This window comes from Rhizobium lusitanum, assembly GCF_014189535.1.
GTDB lineage: Bacteria > Pseudomonadota > Alphaproteobacteria > Rhizobiales > Rhizobiaceae > Rhizobium > Rhizobium lusitanum_C.
Map to the genome: position 1 here is coordinate 3095995 of NZ_CP050308.1, position 20724 is coordinate 3116718.

Sequence of the window (20724 nt, forward strand, 5' to 3'; positions counted from 1 at the left end):
GGAAGATCGCCGCTTCGCTAGGGATGGTAGCAGGTTGGCGCGCCTTATCCCGAAACCACCACCTTCTCCCGCCCAACCCACAGAGCCAGCACACCGCTGCCGACCAGAAGCAGGATGGCGACCGCGTAGATGTCGGTGGTTTCCGTATACCCCAAGGACTTCGACAGGAAGCCGGCAAGGATGGCGGGGAGGCTGAAGGCGAGGTAGCTCTGAATGTAATAGGCCGAGAGCAGGCCGGCGCGTTCGTCAGGCTTGGCGAGCGGCATGATGCTGCGAACAGCGGCGAGGAAATTGGCGCCAAGGCCGGCGCCGGCGATCAGCGTGCCGGCGATAAGGATCGGCACTTGAGCCAAATGCACGCCGGCAACGATGGTGAGAATGCCGAGCGTCATGGTGGATATCCCGAAAGTCAGCGTCGTTGCCGCAGGTTTTTTGCGCAGTAAGAATAAAGTCGTCGCAGCGCTGACCGTCAACGCGGCAACCACCGAGCCGCCGACGAGGGGCGCGGCGCTGCCTGTCGTGGTGCTCACCAGTGACGGAACCAATGAGAGATAAAAGCCGGCCAGGGCCCAGACGGCGATATTGATCGGCGTCAGCGCCAGCAGCGTCCGGCGGGCCTGCGGTGGGACGGTCACTTCGGGCTTCAGCGAGGCAAGCAGGCCGGCCCTGCGGGCGGTTGTCTCCGGCGTCATCCAGACGAGCGCGGCCTGTGCAACGAGAAGGACGAGTACGACGGCGTAGACGAGGAACATCGGCGCCGGTGCATATTGCACCAGGGCGCTGGTGCCGAGCGCGCCGATCGCCATGCCCGCCAGCGGCGCGATGCTGTTGGTCACCGACCCCTTGGCCGGATCGAGATCAACGAGGGCGGCGCCGATCGAGCATGCCGCCGCTCCAGTGGCAAAGCCTTGCACGATGCGGGCGGCAATCAGCCAATTCGGACCGTCGGCCATTAAAAACAGTGCCATCGCCACCATATTGAGGAGGAGCGAGGCAAAGATCACCGGCCGGCGTCCGAGATGATCGGAAATCGAGCCGACGATCAGCAGTGCAGCGAGCAGAGCGAAGGCATAGACGGCGAAGATCACCGTGATCAGCACCGGCGAAAAGGCGAAGGCCTGCTGATAGATGCGATAGAGCGGCGTTGGCGCCGAGGAGGCGGCAAAGAAGGTGGCGCTGGTAGCAGCATAAAAGAGCGGTGCCAGCTGTTGGCCGGGTGGTCTCTGTGAATTGGCGGTGGATTCGATCGTGGTCATCGACTATATCCTGCCTTAAAGCTAAAACGTTGCGTTAAGAACATGTAGTGCTTGCCGTAGATAAAAGCAAATAATTTGCGTTAGTGTCGCATCCTGTTTTTTTGAGCGCCACCAGCAGCAAAGGGAAAGATTGGCATAGATCATGGTTTCCAGGGAAAATCCGCGTCCGGGTGGGCGCAGCGCCAGGGTTCAGGCCTCGGTGCATCAGGCAGTTCACGATATGCTGGTCGCGATGGACCGTGCGGAGGTGACAATCCCGCTGATCGCCCAACGCGCCAATGTGACGCCGTCCACGATCTATCGCCGCTGGGGCGATCTGCAGGAACTCTTGGCCGATGTCGCCGCCTCGCGCCTGCAGCCGGAGACCGAACCGGCGAAGACCGGCAGCGTTCGTGCGGATCTGCAGGCATGGACCGAGCAATATGCCGACGAAATGTCCTCCGGCGCTGGGCGGCAGATGATCCGCGATATCCTGTCGGTGCCCGACACGGCCAACGCTGAAAAGTGCAGCGGCTACACGCAGCAGCAATTGCGCGTCCTCATCGCCCGGGCGCAAGAGCGGGGAGAGCCATTCCCGACGCTTACCGAACTGATGGATTACGTCATCTCGCCGATCATGTACCGCATCCTCTTCGAGCAGCCACCGAATGCCGATTGCGTGCGCGGGCTGATCTCCCGGGTGATGCCGGAGGCTGTGGTTAAATCCTGAAGCAGAGGCCCGAGCCAGGCGAATCACTCGCCATTGGTACCGACGCCTTTTCGTCGTTTCGGTTGTGTTACCCGCAACTGACGAACAAGCAAGTCGACGATCGCACTTGGAAATTGCTTCGTTGAAGCAGTTACCGTGGGATATGCGGTCGCGCGTTAACCATCATGTTATTTCACTATTGAAAAATAATACAAAAGATGGTGCTAATAGTTAATGATGAGTTCAATTGCAACGCAGAGGGGACAACTCAATGCTTAATGAATTCAAGGCATTTATCGCCAAAGGCAATGTCATGGATCTCGCGGTCGGTGTGATCATCGGCGGCGCCTTCGGTGGTATCGTGAAATCTCTGGTTGACGATATCATCATGCCAATCGTCGGCGCTATTTTCGGCGGCTTCGATTTCTCCAATTACTTCGTCGGCCTCTCCTCGGCGGTCAATGCACCGACGCTGGCCGGTGCCCGTGCGCAAGGCGCGGTTCTCGCTTACGGTAGCTTCATCACCGTTCTCATCAACTTCCTGATCCTCGCCTGGATCATCTTCCTGATGGTCAAGGGCGTGAACACGCTGCGCAAGCAGGTCGAGCGCAAGAACGAAACCGTCGCCGAGGCAGCGCCGCCGGCAGCCGATGTTCAGCTGCTCACCGAAATTCGCGATCTTCTCGCCAAGCGTTAAGCCGCTTCCATAGATCTGTTCTTCAAAAGCCCCGGCCCGCAAAGGCTGGGGCTTTATTCATCACGGAAATCGATCGGTCGCTAAGGCAAAGTCATAGGATTTCGCAGCCGTTCTGCTTTATGAAAGCGAAAACCGGAGACTTTGCATGTCGATATTGAATAGCCTCAGCCCGCGCGCCTTGGCGGCGCCCGAAAGCGGGATCGTGGAAGTCGTGAATTACGCGCGCGGCCGCGACGGCCTGCTGCCGCTCTGGGTCGGCGAGGGCGATCTGCCGACGCCGGATTTCATCAATCGCGCCGCCATGGCCTCGCTCAAGGCCGGCGAAACCTTCTACACCTGGCAACGCGGCATTCCGGAACTGCGCCAGGCCCTGTCCGACTATTACGCCCGGCACTTCAATGTCTCCCTGCCGATGGAGCATTTTTACGTCACGGGCTCCGGCATGCAGGCGATCCAGCTGTCGGTGCAGGCGATCACCTCGCCCGGCGACGAGATGATCTACCTGTCGCCCGCCTGGCCGAATATCGCCGCCGCACTGGAGATCGCCGGCGCCCGCTCGGTCGGCGTGCCGCTGCAATTCGAGAATGGTAAGTGGACGCTTGATCTCGAGCGCCTGAAGGCGGCGATCACGCCAAGGACCAAGGGCCTGTTCATCAACACGCCGTCGAACCCGACCGGCTGGACGGCGACGCACAAGGACCTCTCCGATATTCTGGCGCTCGCTCGAGAGCATGGCCTCTGGATCATGGCCGACGAGATCTACGCGCTTTACTATTATGCCGGTGGCCGGGCTCCTTCTTTCCTCGATGTCAAGGAAGCCGACGACAAGATCATGTTCGTCAATTCCTTCTCGAAGAATTGGTCGATGACAGGCTGGCGCGTCGGCTGGATCGTGGCACCCGCCGAGATTGGCCAGGTGATGGAAAACCTCGTGCAGTATTCGACGTCCGGCGTGGCGCAATTCATGCAGAAGGGCGCAGTCGCTGCGCTGAACGACGGTGATGATTTCGTCCGCGCCAATATCGCCAAGGCCACCCGCTCGCGCGATATCCTCTGCGACGCGCTGCTCGCCACAAACCGTGTCCAGACGCTGAAGCCGGACGGTGCGCTTTATGCCTTCCTGAAGATCGACGGCGTTACGGATAGCCGCAAGGCCGCAATCGACATCGTCGACAAGACCGGCGTCGGCCTCGCACCCGGAACAGCCTTCGGCCAGGGCGGCGAACTCTTCCTGCGCGCCTGCTTCCTGCGCGATCCGGCACAGGTGGAGGATGCGGCGGAGCGGTTGAGCCAGTATGTTTTGAGTCTTTGATAGTAAGGTTTGACCCAACGATGAAGGAGGTTCTTGGCGGAGGGAAGCTCCGAATATGCCGGACCTCCGCCACCCCCCTCTGTCACTTCGTGACATCTCCCCCACAAGGGGGGAGATTGGTAACACGCAGCACTCCATCGTACTAAACCGACATCTCATCTGTTGAGACTGGTTTTATGGCTTTGGGAGAAATGGGCGGCACGCTCCCAACGATCTCCCCCCTTGTGGGGGAGATGTCAGCGTAGCTGACAGAGGGGGGTGCGCACTCTCCGCAAATTCCAAGCTCCCGATAGGATTCGCGCGTTACAGCCCAGATCACTAAAATCCCACCAATCCCGGAAAACCCCTCCTAACCATAGGAACAAACTTCGCTCACCGGCGGCCCACGCAGCGCGCGTTTTTAATCAAATCGCACGAATGAAACCCTCATATATCCCCTGCATAAGACTTGGCGGGGACGCGAAGAATGACGGTGTTGGTGACGGGCGGAGCCGGTTATATCGGCAGCCATATGGTCTGGAAATTGCTGGATGCCGGCGAGGACGTGGTCGTCGTCGATCGCCTGTCCACCGGCTTTCGCTGGGCTATTCCTTCGGCCGCGCGCTTCTATCTCGGCGATGCCGCCGATGAAGCCCTATTGCAGACGATCTTCGCCGAAAACGATATCGAAGCCATCATTCACTTTGCCGGATCCTCGATTGTGCCAGCCTCGATCGAAGACCCGCTTGGCTATTATGAGAACAATACCGGCAAGACCCGCACCCTGATGAGCGCGGCGATCAGGGCCGGCATTCGCCATTTCGTCTTTTCGTCCACCGCCGCCGTCTATGGCTCGCAACCCGCCGATGAGCCGGTGAAGGAAAGCGCGCCCTTGCTGCCGGAAACGCCCTACGGCCAGTCCAAACTAATGTCGGAGCTGATGCTGCGCGATGCCGCCGCGGCTTACGATTTCCGCTATGTGGCGCTGCGCTATTTCAACGTCGCCGGCGCCGATCCGCAGGGCAGGGCCGGCCAGTCGACCGATGGCGCCACGCATCTGGTCAAGGTTGCCTGCGAGGCCGCACTCGGCCGCCGCCGCCAGGTGGAGATCTACGGCACCGACTATCCGACGCATGACGGCACCGGCGTGCGCGACTATATCCACGTCTCCGATCTCGTCGACGCGCATCTGATGGCGCTGCGGCATCTGCGAAGCGGTGGCCGGCCGCTTGTTGCCAATTGTGGCTATGGCGTGGGCTATTCGGTGCTGGATGTGCTGAACATGGTCATGCGTGTTCATGGCCGAGCCTTCCGGATCCACATGGCGCCGCGCCGGCCAGGCGATACCGCCAGCGTCGTTGCCGACGCCACGCTCGCCCATCGCGAGCTGGGCTGGACGCCTAGGTATAATTGCATGGAGACGATCGTGCGCTCGTCGCTGGAATGGGAACTTCAGCTCGCGGATAGATCCAGCTTCGATGCCAGCGGCTTACGCAAGGTGTTCGCGGCTCCGAGCCTCTGACGCCGGATATTTAAGCCGACCCGTGGCCAAGAAAGGCCGGCGCATTGCGGTGCACCGCCTCCATCAGGAAATCGATGACGGTGCGCACGCGCGGCGACTGGCGCAGGTCGCGGTGACAGGTGATCCAGTAGTGACGCTTCAGGTCGACGTCCCCAGGCAGCACCATCTGCAGATCCGGATGCCGGCAGGCAATGAAGAACGGCAAAACGCAGAGCCCAAGTCCGTTCTTCGTCGCCGTCAGCTGAGCAAAGATGCTGGAGCTCTGGAATTGCGGTTTGATACGGGGATGGATCTCGCCGAGATAATCGAGGCCGGGCGCGAAGATCATGTCTTCGATATAGCCGATGAAGTCATGGTCCGGCAGATCGTTGCGGCTCTCGACTGGCGGGTGGCTGGCAAGATATTCCCGTGATCCATAGACCTGCAAATGGTAGTCGGTCAATTTCTCGGTGAAGTAGGGGCCGGCTTTCGGCGGGTCGAGCACGACGACGATATCGGCTTCCTTGCGCGACAGCGACATGATCTGCTGGATCGTCACCAGCTCCAGCGAGATGTTCGGATAGCGCGCGGTGAACTCCGGCAGCATGGTGGTGAAGAAGAAGTTGGAAAATCCTTCCGGCGCGCTGATACGCACGACGCCGCGCTGCGCAGCCGAACCGACAGTCAGGTCCGCCCGCAGCCGCTCGGTTTCCTGCTCCATCCGCTCGGCCGTGTCGATGAAGCGCTGGCCCATGCCGGTCAGCACGTATCCGCGCGGATTGCGCTCGAAGAGCTTGACCTTCAAGGCGAATTCCAGCCGGTCGATGCGGCGCGAGACGGTGGCGTGGCTGCTGCGCAATTGTCGGGCAGCGGTCGAAAGCTGCCCGGTCCTCGCCACGGCCAGGAAGAACTGCAGGTCGTCCCAGGTGAAATGCGGCGCGCTCTTCATATCTCTACCTCTGTTCAAAAATGAACAGACCTTGTTTGGAATTAGTTCCAAACTCCGCTTGCGTCAACGCGCGATTTCCGTGATCTTGAATGGCAGGAAAGTCGTTTTGAGGAGAACGACTCGCCAAATTTGAACAGATTGATGTTTGCCAAATCTCTGGGAGGAGAGGATATGCGAAAGAGTCTCATTGCATCCCTGGCGCTTCTGCTTGCATCCAGCACCGCGGCATTTGCCGCCGGCGCGTCGGACGGCGTGGTGAAGATCGGTATCCTGAACGACCAGTCGGGCGTCTATGCCGACTTCGGCGGCAAGTCCTCGGTGGAGGCAGCCAAGATGGCTGCGGAGGATTTCGGCGGCAAGGTGCTGGGCGTCCCGATCGAGATCATCAATGCCGACCACCAGAACAAGCCGGATATCGCTTCGAACATCGCCCGGCAATGGTATGACCAGGATAAGGTCGATGCCATCATGGAGCTGACGACTTCGTCGGTGGCGCTGGCCGTGCAGGCCGTCGCCAAGGAAAAGAAGAAGATCGACATCGTCACGGGGGCGGCGACCACCGATCTCACCGGCAAGCAATGCTCGCCCTATGGCTTCCACTGGGCCTATGACACGCATGCGCTGGCCGTCGGCACCGGCGGCGCGCTGGTCAAGCAGGGTGGCGACACCTGGTTCTTTCTGACCGCCGACTACGCTTTCGGCTATTCTCTGGAGCAGCAGACGGGCGATTACGTCAAGGCAAGTGGCGGCAAGATCCTCGGCTCTGTGCGTCATCCGCTGTCGTCCAACGATTTCTCGTCCTTCCTGCTGCAGGCGCAATCGTCTGGTGCCAAGGTCATCGGTCTCGCCAATGCCGGCCTCGACACAGCGAATGCCATCAAGCAGGCGTCGGAATTCGGCATTACTCAGGGCGGCCAGCATCTGGCGGCGCTGCTCTTCACGCTCGCCGAAGTCCATGGTCTCGGATTGCAGGCGGCTCAGGGGCTGACGCTGACCGAGGGCTATTACTGGAACCTCGACGACAAGAGCCGCGAATTCGGCAAGCGCTTCTTCGCCCGCACCGGCAAGATGCCGAACATGATTCATGCCGGCACCTATTCCGCCGTGTTGCAATATCTGAAGGCCGTGCAGAAGGCTGGCACTGACGATACTGAAGCGGTCGCCAAGGAACTGCACGAAATGCCGGTCGACGATGTCTTCGGCCGTGGCGGCACGGTGGGCGCGAACGGCCGCATGATCCACGACATGTATCTCCTTCAGGTCAAAAAGCCCGAGGAGAGCAAGGAGCCGTGGGATTATTACAACGTGCTGGCGACCATTCCCGGCAAGGAAGCCTATATCGATCCGGCCAAGAGCGGCTGCGATCTGATCAAGCCATGACCACGCGGGCAACCTGATGGCGATGCCTGCGACAGAGCAACAGCAAGTGCCACGGGTGGTCTTGTCCGCCCGCGGCCTTCGCCGCGATTTCGGCGGCTTCACCGCCGTCAAGAATGTCGATATCGACGTGCATGACGCCAGCGTCCACGCCCTCATCGGTCCGAACGGCGCGGGCAAGACGACGGTGTTCAATCTGCTCACCAAATTCCTGCAGCCGACGCATGGCACGATCACCCTGCTCGGCACCGATATCAGCCGAACGAAGCCGGACAAGGTGGCGCGCATGGGACTGGTGCGCTCCTTCCAGATCTCTGCCGTCTTTCCGCATCTGACCGTACTCGACAATGTCCGTGTCGCCCTGCAGCGACCGAACAATCTGGCGCATCAATTCTGGCTGCCGGTTTCAGCGCTGGCTAGCCTTGATGATCGCGCCGAGCAACTGCTGGCGTCGGTCGGCTTGACGAAGGAGCGTGACGCCATCGCCGCCGATCTCTCCTATGGCCGCAAGCGTGTGCTGGAGATCGCAACGACGCTTGCGCTCGATCCGAAGGTGCTGCTGCTTGATGAACCGATGGCCGGCATGGGGTTGGAAGACGTCAACACCGTCTCGGCCATCATCCGCGAGGTGGCGCGCACCCGCGCGGTGCTGATGGTCGAGCACAATCTCTCCGTCGTCGCCGACATCTGCCACCATGTCACGGTGCTTCAACGCGGCGAGATCCTTGCCGCCGGCGATTACGCCACGGTCAGCCAGGACCCGCGCGTCCGCGAGGCCTATATGGGCACGGAGGAGGACTGACGATGGCGGCGCTGCTCGAAGTCCAGGGCCTCAATGCCTGGTATGGCGAAAGCCACATATTGCACGGCGTCGATATGAAGGTCGCCGAGGGCGAGACGATCACCATTCTCGGCCGCAATGGCGTCGGCAAGACGACGACGCTGCGCACCATCGTCGGCATCGTCCGGGCGCGAAAAGGCAAGATCGCCTTTGCTGGCGCCGACATGATGCAGGTGCCGCTGCACAAGACTGCCCACAAGGGCATCGGCTTCGTGCCGGAGGAGCGCGGCATCTTCTCGACGCTCACCGTCCATGAAAACCTGATGTTGCCGCCGGTGGTGGCTGCGGGCGGCATGACCGTCGACGAGATTTTCGAGCTGTTTCCCAATCTGCACGAGCGCCGCAACAGCCCCGGCACCAAGCTTTCCGGCGGCGAGCAGCAGATGCTCGCCATGGCCCGCATCCTGCGCACCGGCGTCCGAATGCTGCTGCTTGATGAACCGACGGAGGGGCTGGCCCCGGTCATCGTCCAGCGCATCGGCGAAGTGCTGAAGACGTTGAGGGAGCGCGGCATGACCATACTTCTGGTCGAGCAGAATTTCCGCTTCGCCAGCCGCATTGCCGATCGCTTCTATCTGATGGACCATGGCCAGATGGTTGCGGAGTTTCCGGTCGGTGAATTGCCGGAGCGGATGGACATGCTGCACAAGGTTCTGGGGGTTTGACGCCATGACCATGATATTCGGCATTCCGCTGCAGGCGCTTCTCGGCCAGTTGCTGATCGGGCTGATCAACGGTTCCTTCTACGCGCTTTTGAGCCTCGGGCTCGCAATCATCTTCGGCATGCTCCGGGTGATCAATTTTGCCCATGGCGCGCTTTACATGCTCGGCGCCTTCACCGCCTATCTGCTGCTCGCCTATGGCGGCATCGGCTACTGGCCAGCGCTGCTGTTGGCGCCGTTGATCGTCGGCCTCTTGGGCGCCGTGGTCGAACGGCTGTGCCTGCGTCGGCTCTACGGTATCGATCCGCTCTATGGCCTGCTCTTCACCTTCGGCATGGCGCTGACCATTGAAGGCACGTTCCGCTATCTCTATGGCTCGTCGGGCCAGCCCTATGCTGTGCCGGCGGCGCTGGCGGGCGGCGTCAATCTCGGTTTCATGTTCCTGCCGATCTATCGCGGCTGGGTGGTCATCGCGTCACTTGTAGTCTGCATCGGCACATGGCTGCTGATCGAGAAGACCAAGCTCGGTGCCTATCTGCGCGCCGCGACGGAAAATTCCGTGCTCGTGCAGGTCTTTGGCGTCAACGTGCCGGTGCTATTGACGCTGACCTATGGTTTTGGCGTTGCGCTCGCGGCTTTTGCCGGCGTGCTGGCGGCGCCCATCTATCAGGTCTCGCCACTGATGGGATCGAACATGATCATCATTGTCTTTGCCGTCGTGGTCGTCGGCGGCATGGGCTCGATCATGGGCGCCATCGTCACCGGCTATATGCTCGGTGTTGCCGAGGGCCTGACCAAGGTCTTCTATCCGGAAGCCTCCAACATCGTCATCTTCGTGATCATGGCGATCGTGCTGCTTCTCAGGCCCGCGGGCCTCTTTGGACGGGATGCATGATATGGCGGATGTGACCAATATGCTCAAATCCAGAAGCCGCCCCTCCCTGTCGATGCAGAAGGCGCTGCTGGCTGCTGGCTTCATTCTGCTGATCTGGGCACCATTCTTCATCTATCCCATCTTTGTCATGAAGGTGCTCTGCTTCGCGCTGTTTGCCTGCGCCTTCAATCTGCTGCTCGGCTATGCTGGTCTTCTGTCCTTCGGCCATGCCACCTTCTTCGGTGGAGCAGCCTATTTCACTGCCTATGCGGTGAAGGAATGGGGTCTGCCGCCGGAAGTCGGCATTCTGATCGGCGTCGTCGGTGCCGCCTTTCTCGGCCTGGTGATGGGTGTCGTTGCCATCCGACGTCAGGGCATCTATTTCGCCATGATCACTCTGGCGCTCTCCTACATGTTCTATTTCTTCTGTCTTCAGGCCGAGTTCACCCAGGGCGAGGATGGCATTCAGTCGGTGCCGCGCGGCTATCTCTTCGGCTTTCTCGATCTGAATAACGCGTTCAACATGTATTATTTCGTGCTGGCCGTGTTCGTCATCGGCGTGGTGATCATCTGGCGCTTCATCAATTCGCCCTTCGGCATGATCCTCAAATCGATCCGGGAAAATGAGCAAAGGGCGATTTCGCTCGGCTATTCCGTGGCGCGCTATAAGCTCGGTGCCTTTGTCATGTCAGCCGCGCTCGCTGGGCTTGCCGGCGCGGTCAAGGCGTTGGTCTTCCAGTTCGCGACGCTCACCGATGTCGCCTGGCAGATGTCCGGCGAGGTGATCCTCATGACCCTGCTTGGCGGCATCGGCACCTTGATCGGCCCGCTGTTCGGCGCCGGGCTGGTGGCGACGCTGGAAAACTATCTCGCCACCTCGGAATTCCCTGTAACGATCATCACCGGCATCGTCTTCATGGTCTGCGTCCTGCTCTTCCGCCGTGGCGTCATCGGCGAGTTCTATGCATCGCGGCTGGGGCGGAAGCTTGGATTTGAATATCGACGTTAAGCTGGCAGGACATGGATCGCTTCGACTACATCATTATCGGCGCCGGCAGTGCCGGCTGCGTGCTTGCCAACCGGCTATCGGCGGACCGCAACAACAGGGTGCTGCTGCTGGAGGCGGGGGGTAGTGACAATTACCACTGGATCCATATCCCGGTCGGCTATCTCTATTGCATCAACAATCCCCGCACCGACTGGTGTTTTACCACCACGCCGGAAGCGGGGTTGAACGGGCGTGCGCTGAACTATCCGCGCGGCAAGGTGCTCGGCGGCTGTTCCTCGATCAACGGCATGATCTACACGCGCGGCCAGGCACGCGACTACGATCTCTGGCGGCAGCTCGGTTGCGCCGGCTGGGGCTGGGACGAGGTACTGCCCTATTTCGTGAAGTCCGAGGATCACTACAGGGGCAAAGACGAGATGCATGGCGCCGGCGGCGAATGGCGGGTCGAGAAGGCTCGCGTGCGCTGGGCCGTGCTCGACGCCTTCAAGGCTGCCGCGCGGGAGGCCGGCATTCCCGAGACGGCGGATTTCAATCGCGGCGATAATGAAGGCTCCGGCTATTTCGACGTCAACCAGCGTTCCGGTATCCGCTGGAACACGGCCAAGGCCTTTCTGCGCCCGGTGCTGAAACAGGACAATCTCACCGTCCTCACCAAGGCGCAGGTTCGCCGCCTGCTGATCGAAGGCGACGCCGTCACCGGCGTCGAATTCCAGCATGACGGGGTGGCGAAGCGCGCCTATGCGACCAAGGAGACGGTCTTGTCGGCCGGCTCCATCGGCTCGCCGCAGATCCTCGAGCTCTCCGGCATCGGCCGTGGCGAGGTATTGAGCGAGGCGGGTATCGAGGTGGTGCGCGAGGTCAAGGCAGTCGGCGAAAACCTGCAGGATCACCTGCAACTGCGCATGGCCTACAAGGTAACGGGCGTACCGACCTTGAACGAGAAGGCGACGTCGATGTTCGGCAAGGCGGCGATCGGCCTCGAATATCTCGTTCGTCGCTCCGGGCCGATGGCGATGGCGCCGAGCCAGCTCGGCATCTTCACCCGCTCCGGTCCCGACAAGGAAACGCCGGACCTCCAATATCATGTGCAGCCGGTCTCGCTCGACAAGTTCGGCGATCCCGTCCACCCCTTTCCGGCGATCACCGCCAGCGTTTGCAATCTCAGGCCGGAGAGCCGTGGCTCGGTGCACATCCGGAGCCCGGATTTCGCCATGCAGCCGGCGATCAGCCCGAATTATCTCTCGGCATCGCGCGACCGTGAAATCGCCGTCCGCTCCATCCGCCTGACGCGGCGGATCGTGGCGCAGCCGTCTTTCGCCAGGTTCCGACCGGAAGAGTTCAAGCCCGGCCCTTCCTACCAGACCGATGCCGATCTCGATCGCGCCGCTGGCGATATCGGCACGACGATCTTTCATCCGGTCGGTACCTGCCGCATGGGCAGCGATCCGCAAAGCGTGGTCGATCCGCGCTTGCGGTTCCGGGCGTTGGCAAGGCTCAGGATCGCCGACGCCTCGGTGATGCCATCGATCACCTCGGGCAATACCAACTCGCCGACCATCATGATTGCAGAGAAAGCCGCCGAGATGATCCTTGCCGACAACCGTTGAGCGCCTATTGATTGTATAGGCAAGGATATGGAGTTTTCGAATGAGCAGCATAGACGAAGTCATCATCGAACGTCGGGGATCGGCCGGTCTCATCCGCCTCAACCGGCCGCAGGCGCTGAACAGCCTGACATTGCCGATGATCCGGGCAATCGCGTCGGCGCTGGATGATTTCGCAACCGACCCTTCCGTCGCCAGCGTCATCATCAAGGGGGAGGGCGAGCGGGCTTTCTGCGCGGGCGGCGATATTCGCCTGTTGCACCAGAGCGGCAAGGAAAAATCGGATGGTGCGGAGACATTCTGGCGCGAGGAGTTCCATCTCAACCATGCCATTGCTCATTATCCCAAGCCCTATGTGGCGCTGATGGATGGCATCACCATGGGCGGCGGCGTCGGTCTCTCGGCACATGGTAGCCACCGTGTCGTCACCGAGCGCACCCGGCTCGCCATGCCGGAAACCGGTATCGGCTATTTCCCCGACGTCGGCGCCACATGGCTACTGTCGCACATGCCCGGCGAAACCGGCACCTGGATGGGCCTGACCGGTCTCGTCTTCAACGCCGCCGACGCCATCCATGCGGAGTTGGCCGATCATTCCATTGCCTCTTCGGACTTATCCGTCCTCATCGAGACGATCGCTGCGCTGCCTTCCGCCGCATTGCCGACCGATGTGCACAGGGCAATTGCGGGCCTGGCGATCGATGCTGGCGAAAGCCGCCTTGCCGCCAACCGTGATGCAATCGACCGGGCCTTCGCCCATGACACCGTCGAGGACATTCTGCGGGCGCTAGCGCAAGAGCCCGGCGATTTCGCCGCTGAGACCGCTGAGGTGATCGCCACCCGCTCGCCGACCAGTCTGAAACTGACCCTGCGATTGCTGCGCGCCGGGCAGACGAGCGCAAGCCTTGCCGAATGCCTCAACCGCGAACTCGGCGCCTGCCTCGGCATATTGCATAATCCGGATTTCTACGAAGGCGTGCGCGCCGCCGTCATCGACAAGGACCGCAATCCGAAATGGTCGCCGGCTAGCCTTGCCGATGTCGAAGACACCGCTATTGAACGCTTCTTCGTGCCGGCGCAACCGCCGCTTTTCGCGACGTAAGAGAGAATGGGAGGAGAGCATCATGACACGGATCGCATTCATCGGCCTCGGCAATATGGGTGGCCCCATGGCCGCCAATCTGGTCAAGGCCGGCCACACCGTCATCGGCTTCGACCTCTCGCATGACATGTTGAAGGCGGCGGAGGCGACGGGCGTCAAGGCGGCAAATGTGCTGACGGAAGCCTTGGCGGAAGCCGAAGTGGTCGTGACCATGTTGCCGAAGGGCCAGCATGTCCTCACCGTCTGGACCGATATCCTGCGCTCCGTGCCGAAAGGGACGCTGCTGATCGACAGTTCCACCATCGATGTCGATAGCGCCCGGACGGCTCACGTCATGGCAGGCCAGGTCGGTTGCCTGTCGCTTGACGCGCCGGTCTCGGGCGGTACGGGCGGGGCTGCTGCGGGGACGCTGACCTTCATGGCTGGTGGTTCGTCGGAGAGCTTTGCGGTTGCCAAGCCGCTTCTGGAGGTCATGGGAAAGAAAATCGTCCATTGCGGCGAGGCGGGGGCCGGGCAGGCGGCGAAGATCTGTAACAACATGATCCTCGGCATCTCGATGATCGGCGTCTGCGAGGCCTTTGTGCTCGGCGAAAAGCTCGGGCTTTCGCATCAGGCGCTGTTCGATGTGGCCTCGACATCTTCCGGCCAATGCTGGTCGATCAACACCTATTGCCCGGTGCCGGGTCCGGTGCCGACGTCGCCCGCCAACAACGACTACAAGCCGGGCTTTGCGGCAGCGCTGATGCTGAAGGATTTGCGGCTGGCGCAGGAAGCGGCCCTGTCGAGCGGCGCATCGACACCGCTCGGAGCCGAGGCGGCGCAACTCTTCGCGCTGTTCGAAAAACAGGGCAATGGTGGCCGTGACTTCTCGGCGATCATCGAGATGTTCCGAGAGTTAAACTGACCTTGGAGCGGTGACGCAATTGCGGACGGAAAACCGCTACACACTTTTCCTGCAATTGCTTTAGCGCCACATGCCGCGCATCCGTGCCCCGACATCGACGCGCACCTGCCGCGCCTGGATCGCAGCGGGGCTGTCTGACCGTGCCTGCGGCCACCCGCAGACCTCGAAGAATTGCAAGAGTGTCACCGGAATGAAGCGGGTGCGCGAGGCAAAGACATGCCGGTCGCCCTGTGCATGCTGGCCGTGGGTGAAGAAGCGTTGCGGGATGACCAGATCAAGACCGTCCTTGGCGCGGGTCATGGCGACATAAAGCAGCCGCCGCTCTTCCTCGATTTCGGCGGATGATCCCACAGCGAGGTCGGCCGGGATGCAGCCGTCTACGGCATTGAGGAGGAAGACCTTCGTCCATTCCTGGCCCTTGGCGGAATGGATGGTCGAGAGGATGAGATAGTCTTCGTCGAGCAGCGGCACGCCGGCCTGGTCGCTGGTGGCATCCGGCGGATCGAGCGTCAGTTCGGTGAGGAAGCGCTCGCGCGAGCCGTAGCCGCCGGCGATCTGCTCGAGCTGGATCAGGTCGGCCTGCCGCGTCGAGGCATCCTCATGCGCCCGCTCCAGATGCGGCTCGTACCATTGGCGTACGAGACCGATTTCCGCCGGCCATCCGGCCTTGCCACTCTTCAGCTCCTGCATGGTCGCAACGAAGTTCGTCCAGTCCTCGCCCGAGCGCGGCGGTGGCGGAAACTCGGCAAGGGCGGCGATCGGGCTGGGTTCCTCGCCGATATGGTCGAGCACGCGCTGCGCGGTCGAGGGGCCGACACCGGGAAGGAGCTGCATCAGCCGGAAGCCGGCGACGCGGTCGCGCGGGTTCTGGGCAAAACGAAGGGCGGCCAGCATATCCTTGACATGGGCGCTGTCGAGAAACTTCAGCCCGCCGAATTTGACGAAGGGGATGTTGCGGCGGGTCAGCTCGATTTCCAGAGGTCCGCTATGACTTGAGGTGCGGAACAGCACGGCTTGTTGTTTTAGCTTCGCGCCGCTCTCGCGGTTTTCCAGCACCTGGTCGGCGACAAAACGCGCCTGATCGGCCTCGTCGCGCACCGTCACCAGCCGTGGGCGCTCGGCGCTCTGCCGCTCCGTGCGCAGGTTCTTGGTGAAACGCTCTGAGGCAAGGTCGATCACCGCATTGGCGGCGGCAAGGATCGGCTGCGTCGAGCGGTAATTGCGGTCGAGCGTGACGATATTGGCGGCGGGCGTGAAGGCAGTGGGGAAGTCGAGAATGTTGCGCACCGTCGCGGCGCGGAAGGAATAGATCGACTGCGCATCGTCGCCGACCACCGTCAGCCCCTGGCCATCGGGCTTCAGCGCCAGGAGGATCGACGATTGCAGCCGGTTGGTATCCTGATATTCATCGACCAGAACATGGTCGAAGCGGCCACCGATATCCTCCGCGATCAACGGTTCGTGCAGCATATGCGCCCAGTAGAGCAGCAGGTCGTCGTAATCGAGAACGTTCTGCACCTGCTTGGCCTCGACATAGGCGGCGAAGAGATCGCGCAGCTGCTTGTCCCAGCTGGCGCACCAGGGGAAGAAATCGCGCAGCATCTCTTCCAGCGGCGCTTCCGAATTGACGGCGCGGGAATAGATGGCAAGGCAGGTTCCCTTGGTCGGGAAGCGGCTTTCCAGCTTGGAGAAGCCGAGATCGTGCCGAATGAGGTTCATCAGGTCGGCGCTGTCCTCGCGATCGTGGATCGTGAAGGCCGGGTCGAGGCCGATCTGCTCTGCGTAGTCCCTGAGAAGCCGCGCGCCGATGCCGTGGAAGGTGCCGGTCCAGGCGAGCGCGTCAGCCATGACGCCGGCATTGGCGCCCAGCACCTCGCGGCAGATGCGCTCGACGCGGCGGCCCATCTCGGCAGCAGCCCGGCGGGAAAAGGTCATCAGCAGGATGCGGCGGGGATCGGCACCCTTGACGATCAGGTGCGCGACGCGGTGGGCGAGCGTATTGGTCTTGCCGGAGCCGGCGCCGGCAATCACCAGCAGCGGCCCGGCAATATGGCTGCCTTCGACGGTCGTGCCGTGCTCCACTGCAAGCCGTTGCTCCGGGTTCAGCTTTTCCAGATATGCGGCGCTCATGGGCTCTCCTGAAGGCTTCGCACGGCAGGCGTACGAATGCGGAATCGGTAGCGAATCATGGTCGCAATAATATCCGAATGTTCGACGAATGTTCCAAATTGATGAAGACTGTCAAGATCGGCCGAATCTGCACAGGGATGTGATCTTGCCTGTGTGAATCCCGCGTAGATTTAATGAACTCCGCCTCGAAAACGGCTTTTGGAGTACTTACCTACTAATATGACGCAAGATTTTGGGGTTTTGGAATGCGCTGAATGAGGGCTCCCGAGCATGAACGAAACGTTCGCCACTGGACTGCGTCTGCCTGAAGGGCCGGTGGCCCTGCCCGACGGGCGTGTCGCACTTGTGGAGATGGACGATAGCCGCCGCAGCCTGACGGTGATCGAGGCAGGCGTCGCGCGTCGCGAGATCTACCGGCTCGGTGGCCGACCGACCGGGCTGGCGATCGATGGCGATGACTGTTTCTGGGTGGCTGGCGGCCCGGAAAACTCCCTTGTCCGGCTCTCTTTCCAAGGCCGCACGCTACAGGTTATCGAAGGCGGCGCTGACGGTCCGTTTCTTCATCCAAACGATCTTGCTTTCGGTCCCGACGGTCTGCTCTACATGATCGATTCCGGCATCCGTATCACCGAACTGCTCGAAGGGGGCCAGGTCCATTCCGATTTCTTCCGGGCTGCGTATAATGGTCGCGTCTACCAGATCGATCCGGCGGACGGTCGGGTCTTGCGGGTGCTTGCGGCCGGCTTGCTCTATGCCAACGGCGTAGCGTTCGGTCCGGATGGATTGCTCTATTACAGCGAGACATTGACCGGAAAAATCCATCGGCAAATCGTCGGAGGACGACCGGAATTATTCGCGCAGGTGATGCCGGTGCCCGCCGTCGATGCCTTCCGTGGGCCGGCCGGCATGGCCTTCGACCGCAGCGGCGTGCTCTATTGCGCAATCTACGGGCATGGCGAGATTTGCATGGTCGATCCCGCGGGCAAGGTCGCCGGCCATATCCGCACCGACGGCACGCGGCCGAGCAAAATCGCGTTTACCCCGGACGGCAAATATATGCTCGTTAGCGAGCATGAAAATGGTGCTTTGGAGAAAATAACGGCGCCGCGTCCCGGGCTGCCGTTGCATATGCCGTCTATCTAGCGGTTTTCCGTCCAGAATTGCCGAGAACCTAAATCTTGGGCCGTTCCAGCCTCAAGGCTGATTGGACATGCCCGGAAACCGGGCATGTCCTCATTGATTCCGCTGCTTATTTGGCGGCCGGGATCTGCTTGTTGTCCTTGCCGGCCTTGGCGTCTGCCGGTGCCGCGTCGTTAGCGGCGGGCTTGGCATGGCGACGGCGCCAGTCGCCGAGGAACAGCAGGATCGGCGCTGCGATGAAGATCGAAGAGGCGCCGGCGACAAGTATGCCGAACACCATCGGGATCGCGAAGCTGGAGACGGCGCTGCCGCCCCAGATCGCCATCGGCACCAGCGCCAGGAAGGCGGTGGCGTTGGTATAGAGGCTTCGCGCCAGGGTCTCGTTGATCGACTTGTCGATGATGTCGCGCAGCGGCATGGATTTATAGAGCCGCATGTTTTCACGCATGCGGTCATAGACCACGACCTTGTCGTTCACTGAATATCCCACAAGCGTCAGAATCGCGGCGATGGCCGTCAGGTTGAAATCGAGGCCGGTGATCGCGAAGAAGCCGATCGCCTTGGTGACGTCGAGTACCAGCGTGACGATGGCGCCGACCGCGAACGGCCATTCGAACCGCACCCAGATGTAGGCGAGCATCGCCAGGCTGGCGATCACGACCGACAGGATACCCGCCCAGGCAAGCTCGCCCGAGACCTTCGGACCGATGACATCGGTGCCTTCAATGGTCGCGGCCGGGTCGATCTTGGTGATTTCTGCCTTGAGCTTGGTCACCGCGGCTGTCTGCGCCTCTTCGCCGCCGTCCTGACGCTGGGCGCGGACAAGGATGCTGTTGTTGTCGCCGAAGGACTGCAGTGCGATTTCGCCGAGGCCGAGCGTGTTCAGGCCCTCGCGGAACGTCGACAAGTCGGCCGCGTCCTTGGTCTTGACCGACATCTGGATGCCGCCGCGGAAATCGACGCCGTAGTTGAGGCCCGGATGGATGAACAGTACCACCGAGGCGATCGACAGGATCGCCGAGACGGTGACGCCAAAGAAGCGGGCCTTCATGAAGTGAATGTGCTTGTCATAGGGGCTGAAGGGGATCAGCGGCCTGATGTTGAGCACCTTCAGCTTGCGGCGACGGGTGATGGCGATCATCACGACGCGCACGAAGGCGACGGAGGTGAACATCGAGATAATGAGGCCGAGACCCATGGTGACGGCAAAGCCGCGAACCGGGCCGGAGCCAAAGTAGAATAGGATGGCGGCCGCGATCAGGGCCGTCATGTTGCCGTCGATAATCGTCGAATAAGCCTTCCTGAAGCCATTATCGATGGCGGCGAAGGCGGTGCGGCCCTTGCGGGTTTCTTCGCGGATACGCTCGTTGATGAGAACGTTGGCATCAACCGCAAGGCCGATACCGAGGACGATGCCGGCGATGCCGGGCAGCGTCAGCGTGGCGCCGACCAGCGTCAGGGCCGAGAAGGTCAGGATCGTGTGGATGAGCAGTGCAACATTGGCGAGGACCCCCCAGGTGCCGTAGAGCACGAAGATGAAGGCGGCAACCAGGACGAAGCCCACCAGGCCGCTGTAGATGCCCTTCTGGATCGCATCGGCGCCGAGGTCGGCGCCGACGGTGCGTTCTTCGATGACCGTCAGCTTGGCAGGGAGCGCGCCGGCGCGCAGCAGGGCTGCGAGCGTGGTCGCGCTATCGGCGGTGAAGTTGCCGGAGATCTGGCCCGAACCGCCGGTGATCGGCTCACGGATATTCGGCGCGCTCAGCACCTTGTTGTCGAGCACGATGGCGAAAGGCTTGCCGACATTTTCGCGGGTGATTTCCGCAAAACGATTGGCGCCGGCGCTGTCGAAGCGGAAGGTGACGAGCGGCTCATGCGTATTTGGGTCGAAGCTGACGCGGGCGTCGGTCAGACGGTCGCCGGATAGCTCGATGCGATCGAGCACTGGATAGCTCTGGCCCTGTTCGTCCTTGAGGATGGTCACGCCGGGGCCGGGATTGTTCGGATCGACATTGTCGGCGAGCAGATGGAAGGACATCTTCGCGGTCGAGCCGAGAAGCTGGCGCAGGCGCGACGGGTCCTGCGCGCCCGGAAGCTGCACGAGAACGCGGTTGGGGCCGACACGCTGGATGGTCGGTTCAGCGACGCCCACCTGGTCGACGCGCTTGCGGATGACTTCCAGGCTCTGCTGGACGGCGGAATCGACGTTGCCGGCGATGCCGGCCCTCGAGAAGGACATGGTGATCGCGCCGCCATTGGGAGCGATCGTCAGGTCGGACTGACCGGCCGAAAGACCGGATGTGATCGTGTTGGCAAGCGTCTGCAACTGGGTCACCGCATCGCCGCTCTGCGTGGGATCGGTGAGCGTTACCACGATCTGGTCGCCGTTGCGGACGATCGAGCGGGTCAGGATGTTCTTGTCGCGCAGGACGCGGCGCGAATCCTGCTGCAAGGATTGCAGCCGGCCATTGGTCAGATCCTTCTCATCGACTTCGAGGACGAGATAGGAGCCGCCGCGAAGGTCGAGGCCGAGCGGTACCTGGCTATGCGGCAGCCAGTTTGGGATTTTGCTGAGGGTCGACTGCGGAAGTACGTTCGGCAAGGCAACGAGAAAGCCAAGCACGATGATCACCGAGTAGAGTGCCACCAGCCATCGTGAAGTGCGCATGGGTATTATAATCCTTGGAAATACGCTGATG

General features: G+C 61.5%; 17 protein-coding genes. 13 read left to right on the forward strand and 4 right to left on the reverse strand.

Features of this window, described 5'->3' with window-relative positions; genetic code table 11:
- Window positions 1-44: 44 nt before the first annotated feature.
- Window positions 45-1256 (reverse strand): MFS transporter, encoded by a 1212-nt coding sequence (locus HB780_RS28660; protein WP_286203085.1) that lies wholly within the window; start codon window positions 1254-1256, stop codon window positions 45-47.
- 142 nt (window positions 1257-1398) lie between these two features.
- Here HB780_RS28660 and HB780_RS28665 point away from each other — a divergent pair, with 142 nt between their 5' ends.
- The 4 genes from HB780_RS28665 (at window position 1399) to galE (ending at window position 5454) form a co-directional block, all read left to right on the forward strand.
- Window positions 1399-1965 carry a TetR/AcrR family transcriptional regulator gene (locus HB780_RS28665; protein ID WP_183691266.1) on the forward strand — a complete coding sequence of 189 codons (567 nt, stop codon included), beginning with the start codon at window positions 1399-1401 and terminating at the stop codon, window positions 1963-1965.
- Between the two features lie 250 nt (window positions 1966-2215).
- Window positions 2216-2641, forward strand: a complete 426-nt coding sequence (mscL, locus tag HB780_RS28670; RefSeq protein ID WP_183691268.1) for a large conductance mechanosensitive channel protein MscL — start codon at window positions 2216-2218, stop codon at window positions 2639-2641.
- 145 nt (window positions 2642-2786) lie between these two features.
- Window positions 2787-3953, forward strand: a complete 1167-nt coding sequence (locus tag HB780_RS28675) for a pyridoxal phosphate-dependent aminotransferase (RefSeq protein ID WP_183691270.1) — start codon at window positions 2787-2789, stop codon at window positions 3951-3953.
- Between the two features lie 466 nt (window positions 3954-4419).
- On the forward strand, window positions 4420-5454 hold the full coding sequence (gene galE / locus HB780_RS28680) for a UDP-glucose 4-epimerase GalE (RefSeq protein ID WP_183691272.1): 1035 nt from the start codon (window positions 4420-4422) through the stop codon (window positions 5452-5454).
- A gap of 10 nt (window positions 5455-5464) precedes the next feature.
- Here the strand turns inward: galE and HB780_RS28685 are convergent, their stop codons facing one another.
- Window positions 5465-6382, reverse strand: coding sequence for a LysR family transcriptional regulator (locus HB780_RS28685; protein WP_183691274.1), 918 nt, complete (start codon window positions 6380-6382; stop codon window positions 5465-5467).
- 171 nt (window positions 6383-6553) lie between these two features.
- On the opposite strand from HB780_RS28685, the gene HB780_RS28690 reads away from it, so the two are divergent.
- The 8 genes from HB780_RS28690 to mmsB are packed head-to-tail and all read left to right on the forward strand — an operon-like array spanning window position 6554 to window position 14755.
- Window positions 6554-7762: an ABC transporter substrate-binding protein gene (locus HB780_RS28690; RefSeq protein WP_183691276.1), complete on the forward strand. Its 1209-nt coding sequence runs from the start codon at window positions 6554-6556 to the stop codon at window positions 7760-7762.
- A gap of 16 nt (window positions 7763-7778) precedes the next feature.
- Window positions 7779-8561 carry an ABC transporter ATP-binding protein gene (locus HB780_RS28695; RefSeq protein ID WP_183691278.1) on the forward strand — a complete coding sequence of 261 codons (783 nt, stop codon included), beginning with the start codon at window positions 7779-7781 and terminating at the stop codon, window positions 8559-8561.
- Between the two features lie 2 nt (window positions 8562-8563).
- Window positions 8564-9265 carry an ABC transporter ATP-binding protein gene (locus HB780_RS28700; RefSeq protein ID WP_183691280.1) on the forward strand — a complete coding sequence of 234 codons (702 nt, stop codon included), beginning with the start codon at window positions 8564-8566 and terminating at the stop codon, window positions 9263-9265.
- Between the two features lie 4 nt (window positions 9266-9269).
- A complete protein-coding gene (locus tag HB780_RS28705) occupies window positions 9270-10157 on the forward strand; it encodes a branched-chain amino acid ABC transporter permease (RefSeq protein ID WP_183691282.1) in 888 nt (295 codons plus the stop codon).
- A gap of 1 nt (window position 10158) precedes the next feature.
- On the forward strand, window positions 10159-11145 hold the full coding sequence (locus tag HB780_RS28710) for a branched-chain amino acid ABC transporter permease (protein WP_183691283.1): 987 nt from the start codon (window positions 10159-10161) through the stop codon (window positions 11143-11145).
- An 11-nt stretch (window positions 11146-11156) separates the two neighbouring features.
- Window positions 11157-12752 carry a GMC family oxidoreductase gene (locus tag HB780_RS28715; protein WP_183691285.1) on the forward strand — a complete coding sequence of 532 codons (1596 nt, stop codon included), beginning with the start codon at window positions 11157-11159 and terminating at the stop codon, window positions 12750-12752.
- A 40-nt stretch (window positions 12753-12792) separates the two neighbouring features.
- Window positions 12793-13851, forward strand: a complete 1059-nt coding sequence (locus tag HB780_RS28720; protein ID WP_183691287.1) for an enoyl-CoA hydratase/isomerase family protein — start codon at window positions 12793-12795, stop codon at window positions 13849-13851.
- A 22-nt stretch (window positions 13852-13873) separates the two neighbouring features.
- Window positions 13874-14755, forward strand: a complete 882-nt coding sequence (gene mmsB / locus HB780_RS28725; protein ID WP_183691289.1) for a 3-hydroxyisobutyrate dehydrogenase — start codon at window positions 13874-13876, stop codon at window positions 14753-14755.
- A gap of 60 nt (window positions 14756-14815) precedes the next feature.
- On the opposite strand, the gene HB780_RS28730 is transcribed toward mmsB, so the two are convergent.
- Complete coding sequence (locus HB780_RS28730) at window positions 14816-16885, reverse strand: ATP-dependent helicase (RefSeq protein WP_183691291.1); 2070 nt, start codon at window positions 16883-16885, stop codon at window positions 14816-14818.
- Window positions 16886-17155: 270 nt separating this feature from the next.
- On the opposite strand from HB780_RS28730, the gene HB780_RS28735 reads away from it, so the two are divergent.
- Window positions 17156-18028, forward strand: coding sequence for an SMP-30/gluconolactonase/LRE family protein (locus tag HB780_RS28735; RefSeq protein ID WP_183691293.1), 873 nt, complete (start codon window positions 17156-17158; stop codon window positions 18026-18028).
- A gap of 106 nt (window positions 18029-18134) precedes the next feature.
- Here HB780_RS28735 and secD read toward each other — a convergent pair whose 3' ends face one another.
- Window positions 18135-20693 (reverse strand): protein translocase subunit SecD, encoded by a 2559-nt coding sequence (gene secD / locus HB780_RS28740; RefSeq protein ID WP_183691295.1) that lies wholly within the window; start codon window positions 20691-20693, stop codon window positions 18135-18137.
- Window positions 20694-20724 lie beyond the last annotated feature (31 nt).